This is a genomic window from Qipengyuania psychrotolerans, assembly GCF_019711355.1.
GTDB classification, from domain to species: Bacteria; Pseudomonadota; Alphaproteobacteria; order Sphingomonadales; family Sphingomonadaceae; genus Qipengyuania; species Qipengyuania psychrotolerans.
The window spans coordinates 1555467-1567939 of the sequence record NZ_CP081297.1 but is presented as its reverse complement, the minus strand read 5'-3'; the positions used below and the strand labels follow the sequence as shown (position 1 = coordinate 1567939).

Sequence of the window (12473 nt, the reverse complement as noted above, 5' to 3'; positions counted from 1 at the left end):
CTCGCAATGCGGACAATTGCGCAGCGCATAGGGCCAGAAGAAGATCGGCAGGCGACTTTGGCTTACCAACCCGTGGCCGCATTTACGCGGCAGATATGCAAGCCAAGTCGCAAGAACGAACGTTACCCCGAGAGCAATACCGGCAGCCAATTTCCATGGCCAAGGCGTTGCAAAAAAAGTTGGGAATAGCGGAAGCATCAAAAGAGACAGAGCCGGAGAATATCGGAGATATCGACGCATACAAATACTTTAGCGTCTTCGAAGACCCATGAAAAGCTTGGCAATACTTCGGCAAATTCTAATCAATAAATGAGGTGCAAATGAGAAGGGCAGCGCCACCCTTGGGTGATGCTGCCCTTCGCATGGTCAGCGGCCGGAAGTGCCGCTCACGAAAGCCTTACTCGGCTGGAATATTACCGAATATGCTCCGTAGGGATCTTCACCGACCTCGCTACTGAACCATGAGACATCGGATCACCTCCTTTCAAGCTTGTGAGCTAGAACCCCGTTTCACCGGGATCCAAGACCGCGTGCGCCGCTGATCTTGATTACAATTTGTTGCTTTTCAGCGCCGAAAACAAGGCTTGTAAAAAAGTTTTCCCACGTCAGAATAAGTGTTTGTGGCCCGGCAGATTTGCGCGGGCCTTTTTGATTCTAGCGGCAGTCCTCGATTACACGCGTTACCTCTGCCCATGCGGGCAGGTAGAGCGTCGGCATGCCGGGACTTTCAACTGCGAAACGGCCCCGCGTCAGCGCCATCGCATCGAGTAGCGGGTCGCGTGCGGGAATGAAGGCGACAAAGCCTTGCGGGCCGTCGCTCGTCGCGCTTGCCGTCAGCGTCCTGTCGGTCGTCTCCGTACGTATCTGCATCTGTTGGTTCCCGCTCGCTGAACCGGGCCGCATCAAGCCGATTCGCCCCTGTCCGCCCAGGCACTGGATCACGAACTCCTCGCCGGAGGTGCCGGTAAAAAGAGCTTGCGTGCCGAACTGGAACGAACGGTACTGCCAGTCCCCTGCCGTCTGCGGAGCGTCGATCCAGTTCTCGAAGGTAGGAGCCTGCGCAACCGAGGTGGGCATCGGAGTGGGTGATGGCGCCGGGACGGGTGCGGGGCTGGGCGCAGGGGTCGGCTCCGGCGCGGGCGGGATGCACGCGGCCAAACCGAAGGTGAGGGCGAGCGCGGCGGCAAATTGTCCGTAGATCGGTTTCATAGAGGCTCAATGCGCGCTAACGGCGTTGGTTTCAAACGGAGTTTACAGTGGCGAAGAAACGTCTCGACCAGATGCTTGTCGACCGGGGGCTGGTGGAAAGCCGCACGCGGGCACAGGCGCTCGTCATGGCGGGGCTGGTTTTCTCTGGCGAACAGAAGATGGTCAAGCCGGGCCAGCAATTGCCCGAGGATGCACCGCTGGACGTGCGCGGTCGCGATCATCCCTGGGTCAGCCGCGGCGGGATCAAGCTCGCCCATGCGATCGAACACTTCGGACTGGATCCGAGCGGGGTGACCGCCATGGATATCGGTAGCTCGACAGGCGGCTTCACCGATGTCCTGCTGCAGGGCGGGGCAGAGCATGTGTTCGCTGTCGACAGCGGCACCAACCAACTTGCGTGGAAGCTGCGGCAGGACGAGCGCGTCACGGTGCTTGAACAGACCAGCGCCCGCATTCTCACCCCGGGAATGATCGACCGCCCGGTGACCTGGGTGGTCTGCGATGCCAGTTTCATCGGGCTTTCCAAGGTGCTTGAGCGCCCGCTTGAACTGGCCGAAAAGGACTGCCGACTTTTGGCACTTATCAAGCCGCAATTCGAAGTTGAGCGCGGCGAAGTGGGCAAGAAGGGCGTGGTCAGCGATCCCGTGCTTCACCAGCGCGTGTGCGACGAGGTTCGCGCATGGGTCGAGGGGCTTGGCTTCGAGGTTCAGGGCATCGTCGAAAGTCCGATCACAGGGCCGGAGGGTAATGTGGAATTCCTCATAAGTGCCCATCGAGTTTGATCGGAGCCGTTGACGCTTCGGCTCTTGCCGCTCTAGGCGCTTGGCCGAGAGATTTAACGGAGAGAGCATGTCCGCCAATATCGCCGAAATGGAACGCCGCCGCGAAGCAGCCCGCATGGGCGGCGGTCAAAAGCGCATTGATGCGCAGCATGCCAAAGGCAAGCTGACCGCGCGCGAACGGCTCGACGTGCTGCTCGACGAAGGCAGTTTCGAAGAGCTCGATCGCTATGTCGAACATGACTGCGTCGATTTCGGCATGGCCGAGCAGAAGATCCCCGGCGACGGTGTGGTGACGGGCAGCGGCACGATCAATGGCCGCCTCGTCTATGTGTATAGCCAGGATTTCACCGTCTTCGGCGGCTCATTGTCGAAACGCCATGCGGAGAAAATCTGTAAGGTGATGGACACCGCGATGAAGGTCGGCGCGCCGGTGATCGGTCTGAACGATAGCGGCGGCGCGCGCATCCAGGAAGGCGTGGCCTCTCTCGGCGGCTATGCCGAAGTGTTCCAGCGCAACGTGCTCGCCAGCGGCGTGGTGCCGCAGATCAGCCTCATCATGGGGCCGTGTGCAGGCGGGGCGGTATATTCGCCCGCCATGACCGACTTCATCTTCATGGTCGAAGACAGTTCCTACATGTTCGTCACCGGTCCTGACGTGGTGAAGACGGTGACCAACGAAGTCGTCACGCAGGAAGAACTGGGCGGGGCGAAGACCCACACGACCAAGACTTCGGTCGCCGACAACAGCTTCGAAAACGACATCGAAACGCTGCTCGCGACGCGCAACTTCTTCGATTACCTTCCGCTGTCGAACCGTGAAGACGTGCCTGAACGCCCCACTGCCGACGCATGGGACCGCGAAGTGCCCAGCCTCGACACGCTGATCCCCGACAATGCCAACCAGCCTTATGACATGCATGAAGTCATTCGGAAAACCGTGGACGAAGGCGATTTCTTCGAAATCCAGCCGAACCATGCCGCGAATATCATCTGCGGCTTCGGCCGGGTGGAGGGCCGCACCGTGGGCGTTGTCGCGAACCAGCCGATGGTGCTGGCGGGCGTGCTCGACATTAATGCGTCCAAGAAAGCGGCGCGCTTCGTGCGGTTCTGCGATGCCTTCGAAATTCCGATCCTCACCTTCGTCGACGTACCCGGTTTCCTGCCCGGTACCGCACAGGAGCATAACGGCATCATCAAGCACGGCGCGAAGCTGCTGTTCGCCTATGCCGAGGCGACCGTGCCCAAGATCACCGTCATCACCCGCAAGGCCTATGGCGGCGCCTATGACGTGATGGCGTCCAAGCATCTGCGCGGCGACCTCAACTACGCCTGGCCCACCGCCGAAATCGCGGTGATGGGCGCCAAGGGTGCGGTGGAGATCATCTTCCGCCAAGACCGCGGAGATGCGGAAAAGATTGCCGAGAAGACGAAGGAATACGAAGACCGCTTCGCCAACCCCTTCGTGGCGGCGAGCCGCGGTTATATCGACGAGGTGATCTACCCGCACTCGACGCGGCGGCGCATTGCGCTGGGGCTAAGGAAGCTGCGCGGCAAGGTGCTTGAGAACCCGTGGAAGAAGCATGATAATATTCCGCTATAGCCTCGTCTTTTGCGCAGCGCTGTTCGCTTCGAGCTGCAACCAAATTGCTAGCGGTGGCGACGATCGTATTTGCAACGCACCCACGCCGATAGATCTTAGTGCGGCAAACAAGGCCCAAAAATCTTGGCAGCAGATGACCTTAACCGAGAATTGCATTCATCGCTGGGGCTATCGTCTCGCTAAAAGCGAAGGCGACAACCGAGAAATTGCTGACGCTGTTGTCGCGGCCTGCAGAGACGCGATACTTCGAGAAGGCAACATGAAGTTTGACGAAAAGTCTGGGACAGAGCCAGACGCTAAAGATGAAACACTCATGTTTGACGACTTACGAAAGAGTTACGGCGAATTGGCTCTTTTTAGGGTCGTTCAAGCTAGAGCGGGAAAGTGTGAACCAATATGAAACTCGGCCGTCTCAACCATATCGGCGTCGCCACGCCGTCGATCGAGGAATCGATCCGCTATTACCGTGATGTCATGGGCGCGACGCGCTTCCACAAGCCGTTCGATCTTGAGGCGCAGGGCGTGAAGGTTTGCTTCGTCGACACGCCCGGCCAGAACGGGACTAACGGCACCCAGATCGAGCTGATTGAGCCCCTGGGCGAAGACAGCCCCATTGCCAAATTCCTCGAAAAGAATCCGTCCGGCGCGCAGCACCATGTTTGCTACGAGGTCGAGGATATCGAGGACGCGCGCAAATGGTTCGAGGAACTGGGCAAGCGCATCCTTGGCCCCACGCGGCTGGGCGCGCATGGCACGCCGATCTTCTTCCTCCACCCCAAGGACATGATGGGCCAGCTCACCGAAATCATGGAAACACCCAAGGATAACGCGCACTGGTCGAACTGACCGGGAAGGAAGCGACCGACATGCTGTTCTACGATAGCCCCAATCCCGCGCCCAATCCGCGCCGCGTCCGCATCTTCGCGGCGGAGAAAGGCATCGAGCTTCCCATGCAGGAGGTCTCGATCCCCAAGCGCGAGCAGAAGGCGCCGGATTTCGTCGCCAAGAATCCGCGCGGCCAGACGCCGATCCTTGAACTGGATGACGGCACAATTATCGCCGAAAGCGTGGCGATCATGCGCTATCTTGAAGCGGTACACCCCGAGACGCCGCTGTTCGGCACCTCTCCGCGCGAGATTGCGGAAATCGAGATGTGGAGCCGCCGCGCCGAGATGATCCTGATGGCACCGGTTGGCGCGGTCTGGGTTCACACCCATCCGTTCACCGCCGCGCTGCCCGGCCGCAATGCCGATTGGGGCGAGACCAACCTTCCGCGAGTGGCAGAGGCGTTCCGGTTCTTCGATGGTGCGCTGGCAGATCGCGACTATCTTGCCGGCGACAGCTTTACTGCCGCCGATATCCTCCTGCTGACAACCGCCGATTTCGCCACTTTCGTCGGCTGCGGGATGCCCGAAGACTGCGAGAACCTGCGCGGCTGGCACGAGCGCGTGTCCGCCCGCCCAAGTACACAAGCCTGAGTGCGAAAATGACCGACAAACCCACCTATGACGACTGGAAGCCCCTTGCCGACAAGGAGGTGAAGGGCCGCGACCTGACGTGGCACACGCCCGAGGGGATTGCGGTAAAGCCGCTTTACACCAGCGAGGACACCGAGGGCCTCGACCCAGGCGTTCCGGGCATCGCGCCCTTCACGCGCGGCCCCTATGCCTCGATGTACACTGGCCGTCCGTGGACCATCCGCCAGTACGCAGGCTTCTCCACCGCCGAGGAATCGAATGCGTTCTATCGCCGCAACCTTGCGGCGGGCCAGAAGGGGCTGAGCGTCGCTTTCGACCTCGCCACCCACCGCGGCTATGACAGCGATCACCCGCGCGTAGTCGGCGATGTCGGCAAGGCGGGCGTGGCGATCGACACCGTGCGTGACATGGAAATCCTGTTCGACCAGATCCCGCTCGACACCATGAGCGTCAGCATGACGATGAACGGCGCGGTGATCCCCGTGCTCGCCTTCTACATCGTGGCAGCGGAGCGACAGGGGGTGAGCCAGGACAAGCTTGCGGGGACCATCCAGAACGACATCCTCAAGGAGTTCATGGTCCGCAACACCTATATCTATCCGCCCGAGCCGAGCATGCGGATCGTTTCGGACATCATCGCATATACCTCGGCCAACATGCCGAAATTCAACAGCATTTCGATCTCGGGCTATCACATGCACGAAGCCGGGGCGACAGCGGTGCAGGAACTTGCCTTCACCATCTCCGACGGCAAGGAATACGCCAAGCGCGCCATGGAAGCGGGCCTCGATATCGATGCCTTCGCGCCGCGCCTGTCCTTCTTCTGGGGCATCGGCATGAACTTCTTCATGGAGATTGCCAAGATGCGCGCGGCGCGTGCATTATGGCACGATGTCATGACCGACCTCGGGGCCGAAAACCCCAAGTCGAAGATGCTGCGCACGCACTGTCAGACCAGCGGCGTGAGCCTTCAGGAGCAGGACCCCTACAACAACGTCATCCGCACCACGATCGAGGCGATGGCGGCGGTGCTGGGCGGCACGCAGTCGCTCCACACCAATGCGCTGGACGAGGCAATTGCACTGCCGACCGACTTCTCCGCCCGCATCGCGCGCAACACGCAGCTGGTGATCCAGGAAGAGACCGGCATTACCAATGTCGCCGATCCGCTCGGCGGCAGCTATTACATCGAAAGCCTCACCGCCGCGCTGGTCGAGCAGGCCCAGGCCATGCTTGGCGAGGTCGAGGCGGCAGGCGGTATGACTGCCTATGTCGCCAGCGGTAAGCCCAAAGCCGCCATCGAAAGCGCCGCTGCAGCCAAGCAGGCCAGCGTCGACCGGGGCGAAACGGTGATCGTGGGCGTGAACAAGTACCGCCGCGACAAGGAAGACGAGATCGACACGCTCGATATCGACAACCACGCCGTGCGCGACAGCCAGATTGCCCGGCTCGAGAAGGTGCGCTCCGGACGGGACGAAGCCGCATGTCAGGCAGCGCTTGCGCGGCTCACCGAAGCGGCACAGACCGACCCCAAGGTGCACCGCGCCGCGCAGGCCGACGGGCGCGACGATGCCGGCGTTCCGCTGCGCCCATCTGCCCTCAAGGACCTGCAGGCGCGCGGCGAAATCAACCTCCTCGCACTGGCGGTCGAGGCGGCTCGCCACGATGCGACACTGGGCGAGATCAGCCAGGCGATGGAAGACGCCTTTGGCCGCTACAACACGCTGCCCAAGCCGGTGCGCGGTGTGTACGCGGCGGCCTATGAGGGTGACGACCGGTATGAGCAGGTGATCGAAGGCGTGAAGGCGGTGGAGCGCCGCCTTGGCCGCAAACCCAAGCTGATGGTCGCGAAGATGGGGCAGGACGGGCACGACCGCGGCGCCAATGTCATCGCATCGGCCTTCGCTGACATGGGCTTTGACGTACTCTCCGGCCCGCTGTTCCAGACCCCGCGGGAAACGGTGGACATGGCGCTGGAAAACGGCGTTGATGCCGTTGGCGCGAGCAGCCTTGCGGCGGGCCATAAGACGCTGATCCCCGAACTGATCGGCCATCTGCGCGACGCAGGGCGCCCCGACATCAAGGTCATCGCGGGCGGCGTGATCCCGCAGAAGGATTACGACTTCCTGCGCGATGCCGGGGTGCAGGGTATCTACGGTCCGGGCAGCAATGTCGTGGAGTGCGCGGCGGACGTGCTGCGCTTGCTCGGTCACAACATGCCGCCTGCGGGTGAGGATCTGGATGAGGCGGCGGAGTGACTATCGGCCGACTAGTTGGGATTTTACTAGGTATCGGTGTGGTCGGCGTCCTTTTTGCGGGGCTAATTCGCATCTATCTGGCATTCACGCTTACGTCCCCCCTCACATATTGCGAGAAGGTCTCAGAAGTTTTCAGCACTGCCGGGCGGTGCGGTAATCCTTCGGTATTGTTCTGGATTGCCTCCTCGGCTGTTTTCTTAAGCGTCTGCGCTTGGATTGTCTTACAAGCGCTCCGAAGTAAATGAGATGGATCTTTTGACCAAAATTCGTACCGACTGGACGCGCGAGGAAATCGCGGACCTTTTCGACCTTCCTTTCACCGAACTGCTCTTCCGCGCAGCTACGGTCCACCGCGAGTTCCATCCGCCCGAGCAGATCCAGCTCTGCACCTTGCTCTCCATCAAGACCGGCGGGTGTCCGGAGGATTGCGGCTATTGCTCGCAGTCGGTGAAGGCCGACAGCGGGGTCGAGGCGACCAAGCTGATGGAGGTGCAATCGGTCCTCCAGCGCGCAGCGCAGGCCAAGGATGCGGGTTCGCAGCGCTTCTGCATGGGCGCGGCATGGCGCAACCCTAAGGACCGCGACATGCCAGCGATTGTCGAGATCGTGAAGGGCGTGCGCGCGATGGGGCTGGAGACCTGCATGACACTCGGCATGCTGACGCCGAAACAGGCGGACATGCTCAAGGAAGCGGGCCTCGATTACTACAATCACAATGTCGATACCGGGCCGGAATATTACGAACGCGTGATCTCCAGCCGCAAGTATGAGGACCGTCTCGACACGCTGCAAAACGTGCGCGACGCAGGCATCAACGTGTGCAGCGGCGGGATCGTGGGCATGGGCGAAACGCGTAGCGACCGCGTCGGCTTCGTCCATACGCTCGCCACGCTGGAACGCCATCCCGAAAGCGTGCCGGTCAACGCGCTGGTGCCGGTCAAGGGCACGGTGCTGGGCGACATGCTGGCCGACACCCCGCTCGCCAAGATCGACGACATCGAATTCGTGCGCACCGTGGCGGTTGCGCGCATCTGCATGCCGATGAGCATGGTGCGGCTTTCCGCTGGCCGTGAGAGCATGAGCGAAGCGACGCAGGCGCTGTGCTTCATGGCGGGCGCGAACTCGATCTTCACCGGCGACAAGCTGCTCACCGCACCCAATGCTGGTGACGACAGCGACGCCGCGCTGTTTGCAAAGATGGGACTGACTGCGCTGGCGCAGGAAGAGCCAATGCGGGCGTGCAAGGTGATGGAGCCCGCCGAGTGATCCTGCGCGGCCTCGCGCTGGTGGCCAGTTTGGCCACGGCGGCGGCCGCACTCGCATTCGCTTTCGGTTGGCGAAGTGCCGTCCCTAGGATGGAGTGCGAGTGGTCCCAAGATTTCTGTAGTGACTACGGCGTGCTTTACGGTGGGCTGGCGCTAGTTTGTCTAGTCTTCAGCCTTGTTTTCTTCTTCGCATTTCGAGCTGGTACGCGGAAATGATCCTCGGCTTTTCCGTCGATGACCTTCTTCCTCGAGCGCGCGGTGGGGGAGTACTCAAGATGGGGCTCGCCAAGCTTGATGAGAGCGAGTGGCTTCAGCCAAACCCGGACGTTGCTGCCCGCGCTGAAGGTTTTGCGGCCTATCCCGCAGGCATCCAAATTTCGCCAGACGGTGAGGTGCCCGGCGCGGAGCTAGCCAAGATGCTTGGCCTCTCGGGCGGCCTGCCCGAAGCAGCAACAGCGCATCACGAGGATATGTGCCTGCTCACCCTGCGCCCCGGTGACGAACAATACCGCCTCGTCGGCGCGGCTGTTGCATGGCCCTCCGACTGGACTCCTGCCGACAAGCTGGGCCTACCGCTGCGCGCCCTTCATGCGCCGATACAGGGCTATGAGGAACAGCTGGCGAGCGGTGTCGATCACTTCATGGCGAAGCTCAAGGCCGGCGCGATCTATGGCCGGTGCAATTGGTTCATTGCCGCAACGCCGGAGCGGCGCTGGGTTGCCGAGCCGCCCGAAATAGCTTTCGCCCATGTTTCTCCCGAAAATGCGGGCGAAACGCTGTTCGTCCGGTCCGAAAGGCAAACACTGCGGCGCTTACCGGAAACAGGCGCGATCTTGTTCACTATCGGCATCTATGTATCGCCGCTGGCCGCATTATCTCGCGGCAATCAGCTCCGTTTATCCGAAGCTATGCAGGGCCTCCTGGATGGAGAAGGCGACCGCCGCGGGGCAGGCCAATATGCCGATGCCCTGATCCAATTTGTAAAAAAGCGACATCGCGATATCTCATAAAAACAGCGATTTAGGCCGCCTCCTTGACTCCCAATCGAATCCAGTGGCTTATCGGCGCAGCTGGGGGGACATCAGCCTTAAACAACCGGATCGCTTCTCAGGGTCGTATTCCTGAATAGGGGGAAAGACTAAATGAAGAAGCTTGCACTCACACTCGCCGCACTTGGCCTCGCCATCCCGGCAGCTCCTGCAATTGCTGACAATCACGCACCGGAACTTTCCGAAGTCGATTGGTACCGGGTCAACATGATCAAGTGGAAGCCGGGCAAGGCAGAACGTGCGCACGAAATCATCGAAATGTTCGAGAAAGTCGATGCCGCGCTGGGCCGCAATGACGTGGTCGATATCCACATGAACACCGGCGCTTGGGACAGCATTGTCGCGATGCCGATGCGCCAGGGTATTGCCGCGATGGGCTGGAAGGAAAACCCCGAAGGCAAGAAATGGGAAGCTGAATTCGTCAAACAGGCAGGCGGCGAAGCAAACGCCAAGGCTATCTGGGAAGAATTCGATTCGCTCGTAGCTACCCGCGAACGCCATATCGGTCATATCGACCAAGATTGAGGCACTTGCCTTGATACCGGGCTTCCGCTGCGGCATGGGCTATGCACAATAGTTCGCCCGCATCGGAGGCCCCTTTGTTTTCCAAGATCCTGATTGCCAATCGCGGCGAAATTGCCTGCCGCGTCATCAAGACCGCCAAACGCATGGGCATAGCCACCGTGGCGGTATATTCCGATGCCGATGCCCGCGCGCCTTTCGTGCGCATGGCAGACGAGGCTGTTCACATTGGTCCGGCACCAGCGTCGGACAGCTATCTCATTGCAGAGAAGATCATCGACGCCTGCAAGCAGACCGGAGCCGAAGCCGTGCATCCGGGCTATGGCTTCCTGTCCGAACGCGCGAGCTTCGTTGAAGCGCTTGAAGCGGAAAACATCGCTTTCATCGGTCCTCCCGTGAACGCAATCGCTGCGATGGGCGACAAGATTGAATCGAAGAAGCTGGCCCGCGAAGCCGGCGTGAACGTGGTCCCCGGCTTCGTCGGCGAGATCAGCGATACCGAACACGCGGTCGAGATCAGCAATGGCATCGGCTATCCGGTGATGATGAAGGCCAGTGCAGGCGGCGGCGGCAAGGGCATGCGACTTGCCTATTCTGAAGCCGACGTGCGCGAAGGCTTCGAAGCGACCAAGCGCGAAGGCCTCAATTCCTTCGGCGATGACCGTGTCTTCATCGAGAAATTCATTGAGAATCCGCGCCACATCGAAATCCAGATCCTCGGCGATAAGCACGGCAATGTGATCTATCTGAACGAGCGTGAATGCTCGATCCAGCGGCGCCACCAGAAGGTCGTCGAAGAAGCGCCTTCGCCGTTTGTCACGCCGAAGATGCGCAAGGCGATGGGCGAACAGTGTGTGGCCCTGTCACAGGCCGTGAACTACCACAGCGCCGGTACGGTCGAACTCATCGTCTCGGGCGCGGACACGACAGGCGAGAGTTTCTACTTCCTCGAAATGAACACCCGTCTCCAAGTGGAGCATCCCGTTACCGAGGCGATCGCCGGTGTCGATCTGGTCGAACAGATGATCCGAGTGGCTGCGGGCGAAAAGCTCGCAATGACGCAGGACGATGTGACAATCGACGGCTGGGCGATTGAAAACCGCGTCTATGCCGAAGATCCCTATCGCGGTTTCCTGCCTTCGACAGGGCGCCTCGTGCACTACCAGCCGCCAGTCGAACCGTGGGCCGATGACGGAACAGCGAACGGCCGAAGGGGCATCGACGGCGTGCGCGTCGACGACGGCGTTTTCGAAGGCGGCGAAGTCTCCATGTTCTACGATCCCATGATCGCCAAACTCATCACCTGGGGAGAAACGCGGGATGAGGCAGCAGATTTGCAGGTCCAGGCGCTAGACGCTTTCCGGGTCGAGGGATTGGGCCACAATGTCGATTTCCTCAGCGCCATCATGCAGCATCCGCGCTTCCGGTCCGGCGAACTGACCACCGGCTTCATCGCCGAGGAATATCCCGATGGTTTCGAAGGCGCAGCGACGTCTGACGAACTGAAGCGCGTCCTCGCAGCGGTTGGCGGCGTGATTGCAACCGCCGATGCTGACCGCGCGCGCCGAATCGACCAGCAGCTCGACGGCGACTTCTATGCGCCGGGCGATTGGACGATCCGCATTGGTGACAAGGCTGACGGTTCGAGCAGCTATGCCGTCCGGCTGACGGAAGACGCGATCCTGGTGGATGACGAGCCGGTCGATCTCGAAATGCAGTACACTCCGGGCGAGCCCATGGTGCAGGTCGAGCATGGCGGGGCAGACGGAGAAGACGGCGATACGCTGACCTTGCAGCTCAAACCTTCCCGCACAGGGTATGCCATAACGACCCGCGGAGCCACGCATCAGCTGCGTATCCTGCAGACCCGCATCGCGGCGCTTGCCGATCACATGATCGAAAAGGAGCCGCCGGATCTTTCGAAAATGCTGATCTGTCCGATGCCAGGTTTGCTGGTGAAACTCCACGTGGGCGAAGGTGACGAGGTTCAGCCCGGGCAGCCCTTGGCAACGGTCGAAGCGATGAAGATGGAAAACATCCTCCGCGCTGAAAAGCAGGCCACGGTCGGCAAGATCAATGCCGGCGAGGGAGATAGCCTCGCGGTGGACGAGGTCATCCTCGAACTCGAATAGCCAAGACCCGCGCACAGTTAAGGATAAACCAGCGAAATTTTTTGGGTGCGCTGCGTCCCGATCGTTGCGTTTTTTGGGGTTCGGCGAAAATTTATGGTGAACGGGCTTTAACCGAATCACCTTCGGACAGATAATGCACTTCTTCGGTTCGCTTCTGACGCAACACATTCAGGAGTAT

Annotated in this window: 11 protein-coding genes; 10 read left to right on the top strand and 1 reads right to left on the bottom strand. The window is 60.6% G+C overall.

The window, feature by feature from the left end; all coding sequences use genetic code 11:
* Positions 1-654 precede the first annotated feature (654 nt).
* Entirely contained in the window at positions 655-1209 is a 555-nt protein-coding gene (locus K3166_RS13515) for a hypothetical protein (RefSeq protein WP_221421712.1), read from the bottom strand.
* A 71-nt stretch (positions 1210-1280) separates the two neighbouring features.
* Between K3166_RS13515 and K3166_RS07720 the strand changes: the two genes are divergently transcribed.
* From K3166_RS07720 to K3166_RS07675, 10 genes are all read left to right on the top strand, one after another.
* The gene (locus K3166_RS07720; RefSeq protein ID WP_221424014.1) at positions 1281-1991 is read left to right on the top strand and encodes a TlyA family RNA methyltransferase; all 711 of its coding nucleotides are present in this window, start codon (positions 1281-1283) and stop codon (positions 1989-1991) included.
* Between the two features lie 67 nt (positions 1992-2058).
* Positions 2059-3591: an acyl-CoA carboxylase subunit beta gene (locus K3166_RS07715; protein ID WP_221421711.1), complete on the top strand. Its 1533-nt coding sequence runs from the start codon at positions 2059-2061 to the stop codon at positions 3589-3591.
* Positions 3572-3991 (top strand): hypothetical protein, encoded by a 420-nt coding sequence (locus K3166_RS07710; protein ID WP_221421710.1) that lies wholly within the window; start codon positions 3572-3574, stop codon positions 3989-3991. The genes K3166_RS07715 and K3166_RS07710 overlap by 20 nt, the downstream gene beginning before the upstream one ends.
* Positions 3988-4437, top strand: coding sequence for a methylmalonyl-CoA epimerase (gene mce, locus K3166_RS07705; RefSeq protein ID WP_221421709.1), 450 nt, complete (start codon positions 3988-3990; stop codon positions 4435-4437). The genes K3166_RS07710 and mce overlap by 4 nt, the downstream gene beginning before the upstream one ends.
* A gap of 20 nt (positions 4438-4457) precedes the next feature.
* Positions 4458-5069, top strand: a complete 612-nt coding sequence (locus K3166_RS07700; RefSeq protein WP_221421708.1) for a glutathione S-transferase family protein — start codon at positions 4458-4460, stop codon at positions 5067-5069.
* Between the two features lie 8 nt (positions 5070-5077).
* A complete protein-coding gene (gene scpA / locus K3166_RS07695) occupies positions 5078-7327 on the top strand; it encodes a methylmalonyl-CoA mutase (RefSeq protein ID WP_221421707.1) in 2250 nt (749 codons plus the stop codon).
* A gap of 246 nt (positions 7328-7573) precedes the next feature.
* On the top strand, positions 7574-8593 hold the full coding sequence (gene bioB / locus K3166_RS07690) for a biotin synthase BioB (protein ID WP_221421706.1): 1020 nt from the start codon (positions 7574-7576) through the stop codon (positions 8591-8593).
* A 274-nt stretch (positions 8594-8867) separates the two neighbouring features.
* Positions 8868-9602 (top strand): heme-dependent oxidative N-demethylase family protein, encoded by a 735-nt coding sequence (locus tag K3166_RS07685; RefSeq protein ID WP_345719125.1) that lies wholly within the window; start codon positions 8868-8870, stop codon positions 9600-9602.
* A 132-nt stretch (positions 9603-9734) separates the two neighbouring features.
* Positions 9735-10166, top strand: a complete 432-nt coding sequence (locus tag K3166_RS07680) for a hypothetical protein (RefSeq protein ID WP_221421704.1) — start codon at positions 9735-9737, stop codon at positions 10164-10166.
* A 74-nt stretch (positions 10167-10240) separates the two neighbouring features.
* Positions 10241-12295 (top strand): acetyl-CoA carboxylase biotin carboxylase subunit, encoded by a 2055-nt coding sequence (locus K3166_RS07675; protein WP_221421703.1) that lies wholly within the window; start codon positions 10241-10243, stop codon positions 12293-12295.
* Positions 12296-12473: the final 178 nt, after the last annotated feature.